Below are 19838 nucleotides of genomic sequence, written 5' to 3'. Positions count from 1 at the left end.
GGCGGGAATCGGACGCGCACAAAGAGCGCTTGGGCATGCGGCCTAGGCCAGCGAGGCCGACCCTCGGATGGCGGCTAGAACATCCAGCGCCTGGACGGTCTCGCGCACGTCGTGGACCCGAACGGCCGCCACGCCCGCCTCGGCGCCGGCGAGATGCGCGGCGATCGAGCCGCCAAGGCGATCGGTCGCCTCATGGGCCGATGGATCGATCCCGGCGATGAACCGCTTTCGGCTAGCGCCCAGCAGGATGGGATAGCCCAGGCCCACGAAACGCGGCAGGGCGGCCAGCAGCGCAAGATTGTGTTCCAACGCCTTACCAAAGCCGATGCCCGGATCGAGCCAGATCTTGTCCTTCGCCACCCCAGCGGCCATCGCCGTGAGCGCCCGCGCCAGCAGAAAGGCCTCGACTTCGGCCACCACGTCGTCATAGCGGGGCGCGTCCTGCATCGTGCCGGGCTCGCCCAACATGTGCATCAGGACGACCTCACATCCCAGCTCTGCGGCGACGTCCGGCGCCTCGGGCGAGAACCTCAAGGCGGTGACGTCGTTCCAGATCGTCGCTCCAGCCTTCACGGCGGCCCGGGCGACCGCCGGCTTCATCGTGTCGATCGACACGGGAACATCGCTGGCCCGCCGCACCGCCTCGATCAGCGGCGCGACCCGCAAGATCTCGTCGAATTCCGACACGGGCGCTGCGCCAGGGCGCGTGCTTTCGCCCCCGATGTCCAAGATGTCAGCGCCCTGGGCGATCAGACGACGCGCATGCTCAACACCATCCTGCGCCGCGAGAAACTTGCCCCCGTCGGAGAAGCTGTCGGGTGTCACATTGACGATCCCCATGACCCGGGGCCGGAAGGCGGTGCTCATGGCGCCAGCCTTACGCCTCCCTCAGCATACGGTCGACCCGGCCCGTCAACTCGCCGACCGCGAAGGGCTTGGTCAGCACCTCCATGCCATGCTCGATATGGCCGTGATTCAGCACCGCGTTCTCGGCGTAGCCGGTGATGAACAGCACCTTCAAGCCGGGCAGGATGGCGCGCGCGCCGTCGGCGACTTGGCGGCCGTTCAAACCTCCCGGCAGGCCGACATCGGTGATCAGCAGATCTACCTGCCGACCCGATTGCAGGCTCCTGAGCCCAGCGGCGCCGTCGGGCGCCTCCAGGCAGGCGTAGCCAAGCTCGGACAGGGCGTCGACGACCAGCATCCGCACCGTGGGCTCGTCATCAACGATCAACACGGTCTTGTTCGCCTGGGCCTGGCCCGGCTCCGACGAGGCGATAGGGTCCTCGACCTCCTCCTCGCCGAGATGGCGCGGAAGATAGAGGCAGACCATCGTGCCGCGGCCAACCTCGGAAATGATCCGAACATGCCCGTTCGACTGACGCGCGAAACCGTAGACCATCGACAAGCCCAGGCCGGTTCCCTGCCCGATCGGCTTGGTGGTGAAGAATGGATCGAAGACGCGCTCAAGCGTCGCCTTGTCGATGCCCGTGCCAGTGTCGCCGACACACACCGAAACATACTGCCCGGCCTCTAGTCCGTGTTCGCGCGCGGTGCGGGTGTCGAGCTGGCGGCTCTCGGTTTCGATGGTGATCTTGCCGCCGTCCGGCATGGCGTCGCGGGCGTTGATGCAAAGATTGAGAAGGGCGTTCTCCAACTGGTTGGCGTCCACCAGGGTGGGCCAGAGGCCCGCCGCCGAGACGTGTTCAACCGCGATGGACGGCCCGACGGTCCGCCGGACCAGCTCGACGAAGTCCGGTAGCAGCCTGTTGACGACCAACGGGCGCGGCGCGAGCGTCTGTCGGCGCGAAAAGGCCAGCAGGCGATGGGTCAGGGCCGCCGCCCGACGGGCCGCCCCCTGCCCGGCCGCCAGATAGCGCTCGACCTCGCTGGCGCGACCTTGCGCCAGACGCGCGCCGATCATCTCGAACGCGCCGGAGATCCCCGCCAGAAGGTTGTTGAAGTCATGCGCGAGGCCGCCCGTCAGTTGGCCGACGGCCTCCATCTTCTGCGCCTGGCGCAGTGCTTCTTCCGTGCGTTCGCGCTCGGCCAGCGCCTGAGCGACGCGGCTTTCGAGGGTCTCGTTGAGGCCAAGCAGCTCAGCCTCGGCGCGCTTGCGGGCGGTGACGTCCTGGAACAGCACCGCGACCTGCTTCAACTCCGGCGGCTCAAGCCGAAAGGACGACAGCTCAAGATGCCGGCCCGTCGCCACCAGCTCCTGCTCGAAACGGATAGGCTCGCCCGTGCGGAGCACCGCGCCGTATCGCGCCACCCATGCGTCGGCTTCCTCGGGCACCACCTCCCGGAGCCTACGCCCCACGACATTGGAGATCCCGGCGTGCCGCTCATAGGCCGCGTTAGCCATGATGTGGACGTAGTCGCTATTGGGCCCATGAGGCCCATCGAAGAACTCGATGATGCAGAAGCCTTCGTCCATGGACTCGAAAAGCGCCTGATAGCGAAGCTCGTCGGCGCGATGGGCGCGCTCCTGCCGGACCCGCTCGGTAATGTCGTTGCAGAGGATCAGGACGCCCTGAACCTCGCCCTGATCGCCGCGAACGGGCGAGAACATCAGGTTGCACCACGCCTGGCCGTTGTCGCGCGTGAAGCGGACATATTCTCGGACGATGCTCTCGCCCGCCTGGGCCTGACGCAGCAGCGGCAGGCCGGCGGGAATCGGGAAGGCTTCGTCGAAACGCGCGCCCAGGACCGGGGAGACCAGCAGGCTCTGGGCGGCGTCGTTATGCAGCATGCGGGCGTCGTCGCCCCAGGTAAGAAACGACGGGATCGGCGAGGCGAGCATCATGCCGGCCACGATCTTCAATCCGGACGGCCAACTTTCGGGAGATTCCAGGCCAGCCTCAGACCAGTCATGGGCGGCGATCGCACACGCCGTCTCCCCCCGACCAGCCAGGAAGGCGGGGAGCCTGAACTCGGTTGACGAGCCCTTCGACCCGGCGGCGGACACGGTATCCAATCGAACAGCCCCGAGACCGCACTCGCACGGTCAAGTTTCTAACGGCTCACCGCGTTTCCGGTTGCAGCGCGCCGCGAAAAATCTGGCCAAGAAAAAAGCCGGCTCTTTCGAGCCGGCTTGTTCCTTGGATTTCAACGTCGGCTTCAGGCCGTGACGCTGGCGCCGGCGCCCGGAGACAGGGGCACCAGCGAGGGGGCGATCACCGCCGTGGCGGCTTCTTCTTCCTCACGCTTGGGCGGAACACCCTTGAGCACGCCGGCGATCTCCTCGCCCGACAGGGTCTCGTACTCCAGGAGCGCCTTGCCCAGGGTGTGCAGGTCGTCGATCTTCTCGGTGAGAATGCGGCGAGCCTCGTCCAGGCCCAGCTGCACCAGGCGCTTGACCTCGCTGTCGATCAGGCGGGCGGTCTCTTCCGAGACGTTCTGGGTGCGCGCGACCGAGTGGCCCAGGAACACCTCGTCCTGGTTGTCGCCATAGGCGACGGTGCCCAGGATGTCGGAATAGCCCCAGCGGGTGACCATGTTGCGCGCCAGATCGGTGGCGGCCTTGATGTCGCTGGAGGCGCCCGAGGTGATGTTCTCCTTGCCGAAGATGATCTCCTCGGCCACGCGGCCGCCCATCATGATGGCCAGACGGCTGGTCATCTGCTGGTACTTCATCGAGTAGCGGTCGCCTTCCGGCAGCTGCATGACCATGCCCAGGGCCCGGCCGCGCGGCACGATGGTGGCCTTGTGCACCGGGTCGGCCAGCGGGACGTTCAGCGCCACGATGGCGTGGCCGCCCTCGTGATAGGCCGTCAGCTTCTTTTCTTCCTCGTTCATGGCCATCGAGCGACGCTCGGCGCCCATCATGACCTTGTCCTTGGCCATCTCGAAGTCGCTCATGGTGACCATGCGGCGGTTCTTGCGAGCGGCCATCAGGGCGGCCTCGTTGACGAGGTTGGCCAGGTCCGCGCCCGAGAAGCCCGGGGTGCCGCGCGCCAGCGTCTTGACGTCGACATCGGCGGCCAGCGGCACGTTCTTCATGTGAACGCGGATGATCTTCTCGCGACCGGCGACGTCGGGATTGGGCACCACGACCTGACGGTCGAAGCGGCCCGGACGCAGCAGGGCCGGGTCCAGAACGTCGGGACGGTTGGTGGCGGCGATCAGGATGATGCCTTCATTGGCCTCGAAGCCGTCCATCTCGACCAGCAGCTGGTTGAGGGTCTGCTCGCGCTCGTCGTTGCCGCCGCCCAAGCCGGCGCCACGATGGCGGCCCACGGCGTCGATTTCGTCGATGAAGATGATGCAGGGGGCGTTCTTCTTGGCCTGCTCGAACATGTCGCGCACGCGGCTGGCGCCGACGCCCACGAACATTTCGACGAAGTCCGAACCGGAGATGGTGAAGAACGGCACGCCGGCTTCACCCGCGACCGCGCGGGCGATCAGGGTCTTACCCGTACCCGGAGGGCCGACCAGCAGGGCGCCCTTGGGGATCTTGCCGCCCAGGCGCTGGAACTTGGCCGGGTCCTTCAGGAAGTCGACGACTTCCTGCAGTTCTTCCTTGGCCTCGTCGACGCCAGCGACGTCCTCGAAGGTGATGCGGTTCTTGTTCTCGGTCAGCAGGCGCGCCTTGGACTTGCCAAAGCCCATGGCTCCCTTGGTGCCGCCCTGCATCTGACGCATGAAGAATAGCCAGACGCCGACGACCAGCAGGATCGGCAGCAACTGAACCAGGATCGCCAGGAAGCTGATCGAGCCGCTCTTGAACTTCACGTCCGCGTTCTTGGCCACCATGCGGTTGACCAATTCCTCGGAGTTCATCGGCGCATTGACCGTCAGGGTCTTGTTGTCGGCGGTCTTGGCCAGCACCGTCTGACCGGCGATCTCGGCCGACTTGATCTTGCCCGCGTCAACGTCCTTGAGCAGCTGAGAATAGCTGATTTCGCCGCCGCTTTTCGTGCGCGAGTTCTGGCTGACGACGAACACGCCGCCCAACACCGCCACGATCACCAGCCAGATGGCCAGGTTTCTGAAATTCATACGCCTTGTCTTCCTAGCGAAGGGGGTCTTCCGAGCGAGTATAGGTCTCGACCTCCAAGATAGGGGGTCGCGAGCGCTTGCGCCACGGACGTGACATCAAGTCACGGATTCTTGGTCGAGAAGGCCCACGGCGGCCTTGAACCGATCCAGAACGAGCGAGCGCGCGCGCCCTTCTCCTTCGGCTGCAAGCTCCGAGCCGTCAAGCGGCAGCTCCCCCGCCCCGTCGCGCCCCTCGCGCATCAACAGGGGCAGTGAGGGGCGCGCGACGGCCGCGACGCCTGCAAGTCCGCCCCGTTGCCCGATGGCCAAGCTGGACGCCCGGCCCTTCAGAGGCACGACCGCGACCGCAGCGTCGCCGGCGATGACTTCCCAACGACCGTCCCAAACGCCGAGCTCTCCTGGCGAGAGGTCGAGGCGGGCGAGACCGCCTCGCTCAGCCTCACCGGCGTCGCGGCAGATGAGCACCGCCTCCCCCGCCTCGATGCGGGCGCCGGCGAGCGTGGCGGCGAACGTCTCTTCGGACCGCAACCGATCGACCAGACGCGCCAGGCGCTCGCCCCTGGGCGGCCGCTCGGTTCCGCTGGCGCAGAGCAAGGCCGCCGCCAGATGGGCCGGGGCCACGTCGCGGGGCAGTCGGATCACGCCGACAGAGTCGACAGCGAAGGACCTCGGCGGCTCGCACTGGATCCGAACGTTCGGGGCCGCCTCCGCGCCGTGCGCGCGAGCCCGCGCCCGGGCGTACCGCAGATCAAGGTTGGCGGGATCGTCGAACCAGGTTTCCCCCTCGCCCGCGAGACAAGCTCTGATCTCCGCCCGGGTCAGCGAAAGTAACGGTCGGAGCACGAAGACCCCGCGTCCCTCCGGCCAAACGGGTGACGGCGCCCACTCCCGGGGGTTGGATACCGAAGAGCCCGCGACCCGCATCGCCGCCCCCTCCGCAAGGTCGCTCGCGGTATGGCCAAGGACTAAGACGCGCGCACCGGCCTGGCGCGCGGCCGCAGCCAGCAGCGCATGTCGGGCGCGTCTTGCCGCAGCGGGGAGGCCTGTCCGAGGCTTGTCGCCCGTCCAGACCAGAGCGCGAGCCTCTGCGCCGAACCCCACCGCCTTGGCGACAGCCTCCGCGGTCCACCGCGCGCTGTCGGGTTGCAGCTGATGATCGACAACCAAGGCCAGCACCGAGCGGCCACGCGGCCGAGCCCAGTCCAGAACCGTTTTGAGCAAGAACAGGGAGTCGCCGCCGCCGGAAAAGCCAACGGCGATCGGCGCGTGAGAGGCTGGATCGAGCCGCCGGTCGAGAGCGGCTCGAACCTGGCCTAGGCGCACTTGGCCGCGACGCGGGTGGAGGCCGCCCGCGAGTTCACCTGGGCGGGCGCCTTGGGATAGCGTTTGGCCAGCTCGTCGAGGGTCCGGCACGCTTCCGCCGTCTTCTTCAGCGCCACCATCGACCGGGCGAGCTTGAGGGTCGCGTCAGGCGCCCAGCTCGTTTGCGGCCAGCCTCGAATGGCGCCGATATAGTTGCCGGCGGCGTCGGTATAGGCCTCGCGCACAAACTGCGTCTCACCCAGCCAGTAGCGCCCCTCGGACGCCTTGGCGCTGTCGGGATAGTTGTTCACATAGGCGGCGAAGGCCTGCTCGGCGTTGGCGTAGTCGCCGGCCAAAAGTAGATCCTTGGCCTGCTTGAAGGCGACGGCCGGATCGGCGGGCGGCGCAGGCGGCGCGGGGACATCGCCGCCGACGGGCGCCGCAGCCTGGGCGGTGGCGGCCGCCTGAAGATCCGCCAGCGTCTTCTCGATGGCGGCGAGACGCTGCTCAAGCGCGTCCGCCCGCGCCTTCTGATCGGCGGCGGCGCGCTGGACCTTGGTCAACTCGAAATTGGCGGCCTCGTTCTGACCGTTCAGTCGGGTCAGGGTCTGCTCGAGATCGGACACGCGCTCATTCAGCGCCGCGATCTGCGCGTCGGTTTCGGCCGGCTGCACGACGACCGGCTTACCCGTGTCGCGCCCCTGGAACACGATGCTGCGCAGCTCGCGCACGACCTTCTCCATACGCTCGACGCGCTTGGCCGAGCGATCGTCCAACGGATCGGCTGGCGGCAGCGGAGTCTGGGCGACCGCGACAGCGGCGGTTGAGGCGAACAGGACGGCGAGCAGGGCGGATTTCAGCGTCATGGTCGTGATTTACCGATAGTACCGAGACAAAACTAGGGCGGCTTCTCGCCTGAGAAGCCGCCCTGTCTGAACGCGTCTTAGCGAGCGCCGTCCGTGATGGCCGTGTGGCCGTTACGGTTGCGGGCCCAGGCCTCTTCGCTCGAACCCGCGTCGATCGGGCGCTCCTTGCCGAACGAGATCGTCTCGATACGGGCGCCGGCGACGCCCTGGGCGATCAGGAAGTCGCGGACGGCGTTGGCGCGGCGGGCGCCGAGCGCCAGGTTGTACTCACGCGTGCCGCGTTCGTCGGCGTTGCCTTCGATGCGGATGCGCACGCCGGGGTAGCGGTTCAGCCACTGGGCCTGACCGGCCAGCACCGGCTGGGCGTCGGCGCGGATCACGTACTCATCGGTGTCGAAATAGACGCGGTCGCCGATGTTGACGACGAAGTCCTGGATCGAACCGGGCAGGATGCCGCTGGCGACCGGCGGCTGGGCCGGCGGCGTGTAGGGCGTCGGTTGCGTCGGTTGCGGCTGGGCCGGCGGCGTGACGGGTTGGGGCTTCGGACGCGAAGCGCACGCGGCCAGCGAGGCGGCGGCCAGGCCGACGAGCGCCAGTCTAACGGCGCGCTGGGTGTCGAAGCTCATCCAGTTTCTCCTCAAGTCTACGAACTCAGAGCCTGATCCATACCTGCGCAACGCTTGGAATGGACCCTCTAAATGTCTGACATAGCCTCACAATGATGTCAGATGCCTGACAGTCGGTGCGGATTCACTTCCGACGGGAGTAACGACCGCCACCACCATCCTCCAACCGGGAACGCACGGTGACGGCTAAGGTTGCTCGCACCGTTCGAACCTTAGTCCAGAAGGGGCGACCAGGCCGGGTCGGAAGCCGAACCGCCATAAGCGGCTGGACGCAGGATCCGGCCGGTGATGTCGACGGTCCAAAGTCTCGGATTCCCGCTGGCGCCTTCCCGGAAGAACATCAGCACCCGACCGTTTGGAGCCCAGGTGGGGCCTTCATCGAGATAGCTGGTGGTCAACAGGCGCTCGTCACCGCCATCGGCGCGCATCACACCGATGTGGAATTCGCCGCCCGTCTGTTTGGTGAAGGCGATGAAGTCGCCGCGCGGGCTCCAGACGGGCGTCGTGTAGCGGCCGCCGCCATACGAGATCCGCCGCACGCCCGAACCGTCGGTGTTCATCACATAGATCTGGGCCTGCCCGCCGCGATCGGAGTTGAAGACGATCTTGGTCCCGTCCGGCGAGAAGGACGGCGAGGTGTCGATCGCCGGATCGGTCGTGATGCGGGTCGTCACGCGCGAGCGCAGATCCATCAGGTAGATGTCGCTATTGCCGTTCCGCTCGACCGAGAAGGCCACCTTGCTGCCGTCGGGCGAAAAGCGGGGCGCGAACACCATTCCGGGGAACTTGCCGACCGTTTCCTGGCGGCTGGTCTCCAGGTTCAGAAGGTAGATCGACGACCCGGTCGGCCGCAGGGCCATGTAGGTCAGTTCCTGGCTGGTCGACGAAAAGCGCGGCGTCATCACGATGTACGAGCCATCGGTCAGGTACTGCGGGTTGGCGCCGTCCTGGTCCATGATCGCCAGACGCTTGACGCGATTCAGCTTGGGGCCGCTCTCGGCGACGAAGGCCACGCGGGTGTCGAAATAGCCCTTCTCGCCGGTCAGGCGCTCATAGACCGCGTCACTGATCTTGTGCGCCACGCGACGCCAGTTGTCGGGCGTGGACGAGAACTGCAGGCCCAGCAGTTGCTGCTGGCTGAACACGTCCCAGAGACGGAAGTCCACGCGCAGGCCGCCGTCGGCGCCGACCGTGACCTGGCCGTTGATAAGCGCCTGAGCGCCGGTCGCCTGCCAGTCCGGAAAGCGCGGCTGCACGTTGACGTCCGCCAACCTGTCCGCAACGCCCGCCACGTTCAGCGGCTGGAACAGACCCGAACGCTCAAGATTGCCGGTGATGACCTGGGCGATCTCGGCGCCGCGCGTGGAGCCCGAGAAGGTGGGAACCGCGATCGGCAGCGGCTTGACCGCGCCGGCGTTGATGTCGACCTCGATCTGCGCGGCCGCTGGGGTGACAAGGGCCGCGCCGCTCAGCAGGGCGGCGACCATCAGCAGCAGGGCTTTGACACCCTTCCGGGCTTGTTGGCGCATCGCGGTCTCCTTGTTCATCTTTTCAGGCCTCAACGCGAACAGGCCTGTTTTGCGTTGAAGTTGAGGGCGATTTTCTGACCGTACAGGTCCGACGGCAGGTAGGCGAACGGCGAGGCGGCGAACAGCGCGCGAATGGCGCGATCCGAGGCGGCCTTCACGACGGGATCAGGCGAAGACGTACCGGGTGATTCCGGCTGGCCGACGACGCGGCCGCCCGGTCCGATCACGAACACGACCCGGACGTTGACGTTGGCCCCGCCCTCGACCTCGCAGTTCGGATTCCAGCGATCCTGCACCTCGCCCTGCAAGCGTCCAAGGGCGGCGGCGGACAAGCCGGTGGCTGCGCCCATGGCTGGTCGCGCCGACACGGACGTCTCGGCGCGCGCAGGGCCCTTCGGCGCATTGGCCGTCGGCTTGCCGCTGGCCTTCTGGGACTTGGCGATCGACGCCTCCAGCGAGGCGAAGAAGTCGGTGTCGGCCTTCTTCTGCGGCTTTGGCTTGGTCGGCGTCGGCGTGGGAGCGGGCTTGGGAGCCGGCGTGGGTTTGGGCGGCGGAGCCGGGGCGGGCGTCGGCGTGGGGGCTGGCGTCGGCGCGGGCGGCTGGGGCGTCGCCTCGGGCGTCGGTTCCGGGGTCTGGGCGGTCTGTTCCTCCAGCGCTTCCTCGGCGGGGCGCACATTGGTCGGACCGTTGGTGACAATCGTGACCGGCACCGACTCGCCGATCGTGATCGGCTCGGACTGTTTCCACGGCAAGCCGAACGCGATGACCGCCGCCACAGCGCCGTGCAGGGCGATCGACCCCAGCAGGGCCGGAGACAGAGTCTGTTCGCGGCGAGCGCTCATGCCCCGCCTACTGCGCAGGCCGCAGGTCGGCCGCGCCCTCGGGCTGGGCTTCGCGCGGGGCCGCGCCCGTCGAAGGGCCGCCAGTCTCGGTGATCAGGTTGATCTTGTTGAAGCCGGCGTTCGACAGGCCCGCCATCACCTGGGCTACGACCGCGTAGGTCGCTCCGCCGTCAGCGCGCACGAAGATCGGCTTGTCATAGCCATCGCCCGCGATCGCGCCGATGCGCGGCGCCAGGTTCTCAAACGGGATCTGCGTCTCACCGACGAAGATCTCGCCGTCCTTGCGGATCGACACGGTGATCGGCTCGTCCTGGTTCTGCAGGGCTGCGGCCTCGGTCTTGGGCAGCTCCAGCGGAACCCCGGCCGTCAGCAGCGGGGCCGAGATCATGAAGATGATCAGCAGCACCAGCATCACGTCGACCAGCGGCGTGACGTTGATCTCGGACAGCGCCCCGCGCGAGCGGCGGCCGCGACGACGGCCTCGGCGCCCGCCCGTGGCGAAGGCGTCGTTGGAGGACATCGCCATCGGCTCAGACCCGCTCGGCCAGGCGACGCTGGATCGCGGTCGACAGGTCGTCGGCGAAGCCTTCCAGGCGGCCGGCGTACTTGCCCGCGTCGGTCGAGAACTTGTTGTAGGCGATGTAGGCCGGGATGGCGGCGATCAGGCCGATGGCCGTGGCGAACAGCGCCTCGGCGATCGACGGCGCGACGACGGCCAGCGAGGTGTTCTTCGAGATCGCGATGTTCTGGAACGCATGCATGATGCCCCAAACCGTGCCGAACAGACCGATGAACGGCGAGGCGGTGGCCACGATCGCCAGGCTGCCGAGCCCCTCCTCGACCTTGGTGGTCTCGCGCGCGATCTGGGTGTCGAGGATGCGGTCGATCCGCGCGATCAGGAAACCCGCCTGGTTTTCGCTCATCGCGCCCTTGGCCTTGGCGTCGCGCCACTCCTTCAGCGCCGCCTGCAGCATGCGTGGCAGGGCGTTGCGCGGATTGGCGCCGGCCTCACCCGCGACATCCTCCAGCGAGCGACCGCCACTGACCTGCTCCTCGAAGCGGTCGGCGGCGCGGTTCAGCGCCTGGAAGCGGAACAGCTTGTCCAGGATCACGGCCCACGAGCCCAGAGAGGCCAGGATCAGACCGATCATGACGCCCTTCACGACCCAGTCGGCTTGCATGAACAGGGCGAAGAACGAGAAATTCGGGGCGGCGGCCGCGGCGTCCATTCGGGATAGGCTCCGTTGGGTCGTCTGATCAGGACTGGAGAGCGCCGTATGGCATGAAGCGGCGCTGGGGTGAAACTATGACAATCGTCGAGCGATCCGGAAAATCGACATCGCTCAGCTGTCGGTCGGGATCAGCCAGGGTGCGAGCTTGGCCAGCATGTCCGCCGTCGGCCGACGCGGTCGTCCTGAGAGGCTGATACAGACCGCAACCACCGTGGCCTCGAACAGCACCTCATCGCCGCGCGTGATCGTCTGGCGGACGTGAAGCCGAACGCCCTCGGCGCGCTCGAACAGGGTGCGCACCAGCAAGGCGTCGTCGATCCGCGCCGCGCGCTTGAAGTCCAGCTCCATGCGGATGACCGCAAAACCGGTGTCCTGTTTGGCGAGCTCGGTGTGCGAGATACCCACCGCCCGGAAGAAGTCGCTGCGCCCCCGCTCCAGATAGCGCAGGTAGTTGGCGTGGTAGACGATGCCGGTGAAGTCGGTGTCTTCGTAATAGATGCGCACGGGCAGCCGGTGCTCGCGGCCCTCGAAGACGCCGGCGGTCGGTTCGATCATGGCGCAGGCGGGTCCTGGTTGACGGGATCACCGAGCACCAGACCCAGGGACAGGCCCCAGGCCAGGATCGGCGCGGCGCCGTAGCCTAGAACAGGCGCTGGATAGTTTCCAAACAGGTTCCCGGCGATCCAGCCAGTCCACAGAGCGGCCAGGGCCAGGGCTTCGGCGCGACGCTCTGGCCGCGTGCGGGCGACCAAGAGGAACGGCGCGGGCAGACTGATCATCAACACGCCGGCCAGCACGCCCAGCACCGGATTGGCGGCGAACGTCTGGTCCAAAAGGCCCTCGACATAGGGCACGGCCGGCAAGGTGTCTGGCTCGACCCAGGCGCCGTAGGCCAGAAGCACGGCGATGGCCACGCACGCCCAGGGGGTCGCCTGACGCGGGCGCTCGACCAGCGCCGCCGCCGCGAGCGCCAGGGCCCAGGCCAGCGACGAGGCCGCATCGTGTTGGTACAGCAGCAGGAAGGCCAGCAAGGCCGCGATCGGCGCCGCGCGACGGTCGCCGAAGCCTTTGGCGAAAGCCCAGGCCGCGAACGGCAAGACCATGGACGCGGTATGCAATTGCACCGGCCCCAGCGCCAGCCAGCGCTTGGCCCCCTCCAGCGAGACACCGTTCATCAGGGTCACGACCAAGGCCAGGGCGCAGGCGGCGATCAGCAACCAAAGACGCCAGCGGGCCCTGCGCCAGAACCGCCCCACAAGCAGGGCCAGGCCCAGGGCGAGCACGGCCGCGAGGCCTTGGACGATCAAGGCGTTGCGCGGGGCGCCGGCCAAGTTGATGGCGGCCAGGGAGACGGCGAGGCCGGCGGCGGCCAGACCGGCGGTGAACAAGCGGATCACGCGCAAGCTGTCAGCCCTCATCAAAAAGCGCGCCCTGCGCCTGCCCGGGCGGGGCGGCGGGCGGGGTGAGGCCCAAATGCAGATAGGCCTTGCCGCAGGCCATGCGGCCGCGCGGTGTGCGCTGGATGAAGCCCTGCTGCATCAGGTAGGGCTCGATCACGTCCTCGACCGCGTCGCGAGCCTCGGCGATGGCGTAGGCGATGGTTTCGACGCCCACAGGCCCGCCGCCATAGTTCTCGATCATGGCGCGCAGATAGCGGCGGTCCAGGCTGTCGAGGCCGCTTTCGTCGACCTCCAGACGGGCCAGGGCCATGGCGGCGGCCTTGCGGTCGATGCTCATCGCGCCGTCGGCGGTGGCGAAGTCGCGCACCCGCCGCAGCAGGCGGCCGGCCACACGCGGCGTACCCCGGGCCCGCTTTGCGATCTCGTCGGCGCCGTCATCGGTCAGGGGCGCGCCCATCTTGCGGGCGGCGTGCTGCAGCACGTGGCGCAACTCGGCCGGGGTGTAGAACTCAAGGCGGATCGGAATGCCGAAGCGGTCGCGCAGGGGCGTGGCCAGCATCCCGGCCCGGGTCGTGGCCGCCACCAGGGTGAAGGGGGCCAGGTCGATGCGGATCGAGCGCGCCGAGGGCCCCTCGCCGATCACCAGGTCCAGCACATGGTCCTCCATGGCTGGATAGAGGATCTCCTCAACGTTCGACGACAGGCGGTGGATCTCGTCGATGAACAGAACGTCGTTGGCTTCCAGATTGGTCAGGATCGCCGCCAGATCGCCCGGCTTGTTCAACACCGGACCCGAGGTGGCGCGGAAGTTCACGCCCAACTCACGGGCGACGATCTGGGCCAGGGTGGTCTTGCCCAGGCCCGGCGGCCCGAACAGCAGCACGTGATCCAGGGCCTCGCCCCGGCCCTTGGCGGCCTCGATGAAGACGCGGAGATTGCCCTTGGCCTGCTCCTGACCGACGAACTCGGCCAGGGTCTGGGGCCGCAGGGCGCGGTCGGTCGGCGCGAGGTCGCCGTGCTGGGGCTCGCCGGAGATGACGCGGGTCATTGGACGATCTCCCCCCTTCCCCCTTGATGGGGGAAGGGCCGGGGATGGGGGTGACTGGGACGGTCAGGTTCGTGCTGGCGGTCAACGCCGAAACACCCCCATCCCAACCCTTCCCCCATCAAGGGGGCAGGGCTTCTAAACGCACTCATCGCCCAAGCTCCTTGAGGCCCGCCTTGATCAGCGCCTGGACCGTCGCCTCTTCCCCCAGCTCGGCGGCGGCCGCTTCGACCACGCGGCGGGCGTTCACCTCGGCCACACCCAGGCCCATCAGGGCGGCGACGGCGTCGCCGGTCGGGGCGGGCTTGGCGGGCGCGGACGGTGTGGACGAGGTCGGGGCGCTCATCAGCACCGGCCCGTCGGTGATCGGCTTGTCCTTCAGCTCAGTGACGATGCGCAGGGCCAGCTTCGGCCCCACGCCGTTGGCGCGACCGACGGCGGCCTTGTCCTCGCGGGCCACAGCGCTGGCCAGCTCGGCTGGCGACAGCACGTCCAGCACCGCCATCGCGGCCTTGGGCCCGACACCCTGGATCGCCTGCAGCAGCACAAAGGCGCGGCGGTCCTCCCGCGTCAGGAAACCATAGAGCCGCAAGCCCGCGCTCTCGCTCCACTGGCTCTCGATATGCAGCAGCGTCTCTTCGCCCAGGGCCGGCAGGCGCTGGAGCGTGCGATGGCCACAGCGAACCAGATAGCCGACGCCCATGACGTCGATCAGGGCCTCTTCCTCGCCGACCTCGGCGACGGCCCCGCGCAGACGTCCGATCATGCGACCCTCCGATTGGCGACGCGCAGATTGGCGTGAGTGATGGCGACGGCGAGCGCATCGGCGCAGTCGGCCGTCGTCTTGCCCGCTGTCGGCAACAGCCGCGCGATCATGAAACCGATCTGCGCCTTGTCGGCCGCGCCCGTCCCGACCACCGCCTTCTTGACCAGGCGCGTCGAGTATTCGGCCACCAGCAGTCCGGCGCGGGCCGGCGCGATCAAGGCGGCGGCGCGGGCGTGGCCCAGCTTCAAGGTCGACTGGGCGTTGGTGTTGAGGAACACCTCCTCGACCGCCGCCTCGTCGGGGCGATGCTGCTCGATCACCGCCGTGATGCCCTCGAACAGATGCAGCAGTCGGTCAGCGAACTCGGCCTTCTCGTCCGGCGCGATCACGCCATGGGCGACGTGGGTCATACGCGACCCCTCGACGGCGAGCACGCCCCAGCCGGTGCGGCGCAGGCCGGGATCCAGGCCCAGAATTCGAATGGGGGTGCGATTCGCGTTCATCATGTGTTCTCGCACCATCGCCTTTTCGCGCCCCCACGAAAAGCCAGTCCTTTGCTAACGGACGGTTAACCGCGCGCGCCCCTTGCGCACGGCCGCGAGGCGGGCTCTGCTGCCCGCCGCAAGGTCCTGGGGAGACGATTTCGATGAAGCCGATGGCATGGACGACGGTGGGCGCGCTGATGGCGCTGGCGACGACCGCGAACGCGCAGACCGCGCCGACGCCCAAGAGCCTCAGCCCGGACCAGTTGGCCTTCCGCGCGCTCTACCAGGAGCTGGTCGAGATCAACACCACCCTGTCGGTCGGCTCGTGCACTGCGGCCTCCGAGGCCATGGGCGCCAGGCTGAAGGCGGCCGGCTTCCCAGAAGCCGACGTCAAGGTCGTGGTCGAGCCCAAGCATCCGCGCGAAGGCAACCTCGTCGCGGTCCTGCGCGGGACCGACGCCAAGACCAAGCCCATTCTGCTGCTGGCCCATATCGATGTCGTCGAGGCCAAGCGCGAGGACTGGACCCGCGATCCGTTCAAGCTGGTCGAGGAGAACGGCTATTTCTACGGACGCGGCACGTCGGACGACAAGGCCCAGGCCGCCATCTGGGTCGACAGCCTGATCCGGCTGAAGCAGGCGGGGTTCAAGCCCAAGCGCGACATCAAGATGGCCCTGACCTGCGGCGAGGAGAGCGAGGGCTATAACGGCATCGAGGACCTGTTGAAGAACCACCGCCCCCTGGTCGACGCCGAGTTCGCCCTGAACGAAGGCGCCTCAGGTCTCCTCGATGAACAGGGCAAGGCGGTCATGCTCGAGGTCCAGGCCGGCGAGAAGGTCTACCAGGACTTTACGCTCACCGTGACCAATCCGGGCGGACATTCCAGCCGACCCATTTCGCCCAATGCGATCTATCAGCTGTCCGCAGCGCTCGACCGGATCGGCGCCTATCAGTTCCCGCCGCGCTTCAACGACGCCACGCGGGGCTACTTCACCCAGATGCAGGCGCGCGTGACGCCGGAGCAGGCGACGGCGATGAAGGCCCTGGTCGCCGACATCAACGATCCGGCCGCGCTCGCCTTGATCACCAAGGACCGCACCTGGAATTCGATGCTGCGGACCACCTGCGTCGCCACCATGGTCAGCGCGGGCCACGCGCCGAACGCCCTGCCCCAGCGGGCTACGGCGAACATCAACTGCCGTATCCTTCCCGGCACGCCCATCGATGAGGTCAAGGCCAAGCTGACCGAGCTGGCTGCGGATCCAGCGGTCGCCGTGACCCTGGCCCACAGCTCCAAGCCCGCCTCACCGCCCCCGCCGCTGACGCCGGCGATCATGGGCCCCATTCAGAAGAACGCCGCCAAGCTGTGGCCCGGCGTTCCGATCCTGCCGGTCATGTCGACCGGCGCGACCGACGCGGTCCACACCAGCGCGGCGGGCATCCCGACCTATGGCGTCACCGGCCTGTTCCATGGTCCAGACGGGACTGGCGCTCACGGCCTCAACGAGCGCATGCGCGTCAAGTCGCTCTATGAGGGGCGCGACTTTTTGCACGGCCTGATCAAGGACTATGCGGGCGGGAAGTAGGGCGGGACGCGGTGATGACCAGCAGAACCGGCGGCTGCCGCTGCGGCGAGATCCGCTACACCGTGACGGCGGCGGCGCTGTTCCACATCGCCTGCCACTGCCGCGACTGCCAGTACGTGGCGGGCGGCTCGCCGAACCTGACCATGGTGTTTCCCGCTGACGCGCTTGAGGTGACCGCCGGGGAGCCCCGCGTGTTCCGCGCCAGCGAGGCTAGCGGCGGCTCCTATTTCTGCGGGACCTGCGGCGTTCACGTCTTCTCGCGACCGGACAAGAACCGACACATGGTCGCGGTGAAGGTCGGCAGTCTGGATGACGCCTCGGACTTCAAGGTCCAGGCCGACATGTGGATGGTCAGCGCGCCGCCCTGGCATCGCCCGCATGAGGACGCGCTGCAGTTCGAGCAGAATCCGCCCGGCTGAGGCGTCGCCCTACCCCGCTAGATAAGCGTCGAGGTTGTGCTTCACGCGGGCCATGACCGGCTCGCTTGCGTCCGGCGCGGCGAAGGTCTGGCCGGTGATGGCCTCAAACGCCTCGATGTAGACCGCCGAGGTCTGGGCGATCAGCTCGGCCGGGATCTCGGGGATCGGGTCGTTGTAGGGGTCGCACCGCTCAGCCACCCAGGCCCGGACGAAGTCCTTGTCGAAGCTCTCGGGGCGCTGTCCGGCCTCAAACCGGGCCGCGTAGGTGGCGGCCTTCCAGAAGCGGCTGCTGTCGGGCGTGTGGATCTCGTCGGCCAGCACGATGGCGCCGGTCTCATCCAGGCCGAACTCGTACTTGGTGTCGGCCAGGATCAGGCCGCGCTCGGCGGCCATGGCCTGGCCGCGCGCGAACAGGGCCAGGGCGTAGGCGCTGAGCTGCTCCCACTGGGCGGGCGTGACGAGCCCTTGGGCCAGCACCTCGTCCGGCGACAGCGGCGCATCGTGGTCGCCGTCCGCGGCCTTGCTCGTCGGGGTGAGGATGGCTTGCGGCAGGCGCTGATTGGCCTTGAGGCCGTCGGGCAGGGTCACGCCGTACATCTGGCGCTCGCCCTTGTTGTACAGCGTCAGGATCGAGGTCGAGGTCGTCCCCGCTAGATAGCCGCGCACCACCAGCTCGACCGGCAGCATCTCCAGACGCTTGCCGATCAGCACGTTCGGATCGGGATAGGCGAGGACGTGATTGGGGCAGATGTCCGCCGTAGCGTCGAACCAGAACCGCGCCGTCTCTGTCAGCACCTGCCCCTTGCCGGGCACGGCGCACAGGTTGCGGTCGAAGGCGCTCAGCCGGTCCGAGGCCACGATCACGCGGCGACCGTCGGGCAGGTCGTAGTTGTCCCGCACCTTGCCGCGATAGTGGTTGGGCAGGTAGGGCAGGTCGACGACAGACAGGGCGTTGGAAGCGGACAGGGTCACTAGGGCCTCGGCCTTTCGGGGATACGCAAAGACGAAGGGGAGGCCCCACCGGACCTCCCCCAATTCATCAACCCAGCCTGGCCAGGTCTTCGTCGCTGATCTCTTCGTTCGAGTAGACGGCCTGGACGTCGTCGTCCTCGTCCAGCATGTCGAGCAGCTTCATCAGGGTGGCGACGCTGTCGCCGGTGACCGGCACCTGCATCTTCGGACGCCAGGCGATCTTGGTGTTGCCGGCCGCGCCGAACTTGGCTTCCAGGGCGGCGGCCACATCGTTCAGGCTTTCGAAGGCGGTGTAGACGGTGTGGCCTTCGCCTTCCTCGTCCATATCGGAGACGACGTCGTCGGCGCCCGCCTCGATGGCCGCTTCCATCATGTCGTCTTCCGACGCGGCCTTGGCCGGATAGCTGATCTGGCCGACACGATCGAAGTTGAAGGTCACCGAGCCGGTGGCGCCCATATTGCCGCCCATCTTGGTGAAGTAGGAGCGGACGTTGGCGGCGGCGCGGTTCTTGTTGTCGGTCAGCACCTCGACGACGATGCCGACGCCGCCGGCGGCGACGCCTTCGTAGCGGATTTCGAAATAGTCGGCCGCGTCGCCCATCTGCGACTTCTTGATCGCGCGCTCGATCACGTCCTTGGGCAGGCTTTCGGCCTTGGCGTTGTTCACGGCCAGGCGCAGGCGCGGGTTCATGGCCGGATCGGGCAGGCCCGTCTTGGCCGCGACGGTGATTTCCCGCGACAGCTTGGAGAACAGCTTGGACCGCGCGGCGTCGGCGCGACCCTTGCGGTGCATGATGTTCTTGAATTTCGAATGGCCGGCCATGCGCGCGCGCCCTCTGTCGTCGGTGAGGTTCTGGAAGGCCGGGCTTTTAGCCCCTCGCGAGCGGGTTTGACAACAAAGCCCGCCTTTTGCGGCCCTAAACCGTGGGAATGGTCTCTTTCAGCCGCCCGCCCACCCGGATCGGTTCGACCCGCACCGCCAGGCCGGTGCGATCGTCGGTCTCGACGAACACCCCGCAGACCGTGGCCGGACCGGAGGCCGGCTGATAGCGGCCGCCGCTGATCTTGGTGGTGAAGCGCCGCAGGGGCTCTTCCTTCTGGTTGCCGATCACGCTGTCATAGTCGGCGCAGGCGCCGGCGTCGGTCTGATAGGCGGTGCCGCCGGGCAGGACCTGGCAGTCGGCGGTCGGCACGTGGGTGTGGGTGCCGACCACCAGCGAGGCGCGGCCGTCGCAATAGTGGCCCATGGCCATCTTTTCCGAGGTCGCCTCGCAGTGCATGTCGACGATCACCGCGTCGGCCACCTGGCCCAGCGGGGCCTTGTCCAGCTCGCGGTCGGCGGCGGCGAAGGGGTCGTCCATGGCGTCCATGTGCACGCGGCCCAGCAGATTGACCACGAACACCGTCTTGCCCGAGTCGGTCTGGAACAGGTGGCTGCCCCGGCCCGGCGCATCGGACAGGATCGGATAGTTGGCCGGCCGGATCAGGCGCGGCTCGCGCACGATATAGGTCAGGGCCTCGCGCTGGTCCCAGCTGTGATTGCCCAGGGTCAGGCAATCGGCCCCGGCCTCGAACAGCTCGCGCGCGGTGTTCTCGGTGATGCCGAAGCCCGCCGCGGCGTTCTCGGCGTTGATGATCACAAACTCGAGGCCGAGCTGACGACGAAGGTCGGGCAGATGGTCGGCCAGGCCGTCACGACCCGACTTGCCGACGACATCGCCGAAGAAGGCGAAACGCATCGATAGTCCCAAAAAGCGGAATGTGCAG

At 67.8% G+C, this 19838-nt stretch carries 20 protein-coding genes and 1 pseudogene; 2 read left to right on the top strand and 19 right to left on the bottom strand.

The features are described from left to right. Window positions 1-42: 42 nt before the first annotated feature. From folP to ruvC, 15 genes are all read right to left on the bottom strand, one after another. Complete coding sequence (gene folP, locus CA606_RS02735; protein ID WP_096052494.1) at window positions 43-867, bottom strand: dihydropteroate synthase; 825 nt, start codon at window positions 865-867, stop codon at window positions 43-45. A gap of 10 nt (window positions 868-877) precedes the next feature. Beyond that, window positions 878-2806, bottom strand: a complete 1929-nt coding sequence (locus tag CA606_RS02730) for a hybrid sensor histidine kinase/response regulator (protein WP_233282194.1) — start codon at window positions 2804-2806, stop codon at window positions 878-880. Window positions 2807-3120: 314 nt separating this feature from the next. After that, the gene (gene ftsH / locus CA606_RS02725; protein WP_096052495.1) at window positions 3121-5001 is read right to left on the bottom strand and encodes an ATP-dependent zinc metalloprotease FtsH; all 1881 of its coding nucleotides are present in this window, start codon (window positions 4999-5001) and stop codon (window positions 3121-3123) included. Between the two features lie 96 nt (window positions 5002-5097). After that, window positions 5098-6324, bottom strand: coding sequence for a tRNA lysidine(34) synthetase TilS (tilS, locus tag CA606_RS02720; RefSeq protein WP_096052496.1), 1227 nt, complete (start codon window positions 6322-6324; stop codon window positions 5098-5100). Beyond that, the gene (gene ybgF / locus CA606_RS02715; RefSeq protein WP_096052497.1) at window positions 6315-7169 is read right to left on the bottom strand and encodes a tol-pal system protein YbgF; all 855 of its coding nucleotides are present in this window, start codon (window positions 7167-7169) and stop codon (window positions 6315-6317) included. Before ybgF ends, tilS begins: the two co-directional genes overlap by 10 nt. Before the next feature lie 77 nt (window positions 7170-7246). Next, window positions 7247-7810, bottom strand: a complete 564-nt coding sequence (gene pal / locus CA606_RS02710) for a peptidoglycan-associated lipoprotein Pal (protein WP_096052498.1) — start codon at window positions 7808-7810, stop codon at window positions 7247-7249. Between the two features lie 197 nt (window positions 7811-8007). Next, a complete protein-coding gene (gene tolB, locus CA606_RS02705; protein ID WP_181242746.1) occupies window positions 8008-9357 on the bottom strand; it encodes a Tol-Pal system beta propeller repeat protein TolB in 1350 nt (449 codons plus the stop codon). Further along, window positions 9354-10166 carry a cell envelope integrity protein TolA gene (tolA, locus tag CA606_RS02700; protein WP_096052499.1) on the bottom strand — a complete coding sequence of 271 codons (813 nt, stop codon included), beginning with the start codon at window positions 10164-10166 and terminating at the stop codon, window positions 9354-9356. The genes tolB and tolA overlap by 4 nt, the downstream gene beginning before the upstream one ends. A gap of 7 nt (window positions 10167-10173) precedes the next feature. Then, a complete protein-coding gene (locus CA606_RS02695; protein WP_096052500.1) occupies window positions 10174-10692 on the bottom strand; it encodes an ExbD/TolR family protein in 519 nt (172 codons plus the stop codon). Between the two features lie 4 nt (window positions 10693-10696). Next, entirely contained in the window at window positions 10697-11395 is a 699-nt protein-coding gene (gene tolQ, locus CA606_RS02690; RefSeq protein WP_096052501.1) for a protein TolQ, read from the bottom strand. 114 nt (window positions 11396-11509) lie between these two features. Next, window positions 11510-11953: a tol-pal system-associated acyl-CoA thioesterase gene (ybgC, locus tag CA606_RS02685; protein WP_096052502.1), complete on the bottom strand. Its 444-nt coding sequence runs from the start codon at window positions 11951-11953 to the stop codon at window positions 11510-11512. Continuing rightward, window positions 11950-12816, bottom strand: a complete 867-nt coding sequence (locus CA606_RS02680) for a hypothetical protein (protein ID WP_096052503.1) — start codon at window positions 12814-12816, stop codon at window positions 11950-11952. The genes ybgC and CA606_RS02680 overlap by 4 nt, the downstream gene beginning before the upstream one ends. After that, a complete protein-coding gene (gene ruvB, locus CA606_RS02675) occupies window positions 12806-13846 on the bottom strand; it encodes a Holliday junction branch migration DNA helicase RuvB (protein WP_096052504.1) in 1041 nt (346 codons plus the stop codon). Before ruvB ends, CA606_RS02680 begins: the two co-directional genes overlap by 11 nt. Before the next feature lie 145 nt (window positions 13847-13991). Next, on the bottom strand, window positions 13992-14609 hold the full coding sequence (gene ruvA / locus CA606_RS02670) for a Holliday junction branch migration protein RuvA (protein WP_096052505.1): 618 nt from the start codon (window positions 14607-14609) through the stop codon (window positions 13992-13994). Further along, window positions 14606-15127: a crossover junction endodeoxyribonuclease RuvC gene (ruvC, locus tag CA606_RS02665; protein WP_181242880.1), complete on the bottom strand. Its 522-nt coding sequence runs from the start codon at window positions 15125-15127 to the stop codon at window positions 14606-14608. The genes ruvA and ruvC overlap by 4 nt, the downstream gene beginning before the upstream one ends. A 128-nt stretch (window positions 15128-15255) precedes the next feature. Between ruvC and CA606_RS02660 the strand changes: the two genes are divergently transcribed. Beyond that, on the top strand, window positions 15256-16680 hold the full coding sequence (locus CA606_RS02660; RefSeq protein ID WP_096052507.1) for a M20/M25/M40 family metallo-hydrolase: 1425 nt from the start codon (window positions 15256-15258) through the stop codon (window positions 16678-16680). Here the strand turns inward: CA606_RS02660 and CA606_RS19830 are convergent. Continuing rightward, window positions 16664-16768 (bottom strand): annotated as a pseudogene (locus tag CA606_RS19830) (hypothetical protein); the annotation flags it as partial. The gene CA606_RS02660 and the pseudogene CA606_RS19830 sit on opposite strands and share 17 nt — an antisense overlap. On the opposite strand from CA606_RS19830, the gene CA606_RS02655 reads away from it, so the two are divergent. Further along, window positions 16743-17099, top strand: a complete 357-nt coding sequence (locus CA606_RS02655; protein WP_097563458.1) for a GFA family protein — start codon at window positions 16743-16745, stop codon at window positions 17097-17099. The pseudogene CA606_RS19830 and the gene CA606_RS02655 overlap by 26 nt on opposite strands. A gap of 9 nt (window positions 17100-17108) precedes the next feature. On the opposite strand, the gene CA606_RS02650 is transcribed toward CA606_RS02655, so the two are convergent. The 3 genes from CA606_RS02650 to CA606_RS02640 all read right to left on the bottom strand — a co-directional run bounded on the left by CA606_RS02650 (window position 17109) and on the right by CA606_RS02640 (window position 19822). Next, a complete protein-coding gene (locus CA606_RS02650; protein ID WP_096052509.1) occupies window positions 17109-18071 on the bottom strand; it encodes a phosphoribosylaminoimidazolesuccinocarboxamide synthase in 963 nt (320 codons plus the stop codon). A gap of 67 nt (window positions 18072-18138) precedes the next feature. Next, window positions 18139-18894 carry a YebC/PmpR family DNA-binding transcriptional regulator gene (locus CA606_RS02645; RefSeq protein ID WP_096052510.1) on the bottom strand — a complete coding sequence of 252 codons (756 nt, stop codon included), beginning with the start codon at window positions 18892-18894 and terminating at the stop codon, window positions 18139-18141. A 94-nt stretch (window positions 18895-18988) separates the two neighbouring features. Continuing rightward, window positions 18989-19822: a TIGR00282 family metallophosphoesterase gene (locus CA606_RS02640; RefSeq protein ID WP_010921077.1), complete on the bottom strand. Its 834-nt coding sequence runs from the start codon at window positions 19820-19822 to the stop codon at window positions 18989-18991. Window positions 19823-19838: the final 16 nt, after the last annotated feature.

The sequence above is a fragment of the Caulobacter vibrioides genome, from assembly GCF_002310375.3.
In the GTDB taxonomy this organism is placed as follows: domain Bacteria; phylum Pseudomonadota; class Alphaproteobacteria; order Caulobacterales; family Caulobacteraceae; genus Caulobacter; species Caulobacter vibrioides_D.
This window is presented reverse-complemented; position numbering and strand designations above follow the sequence as displayed.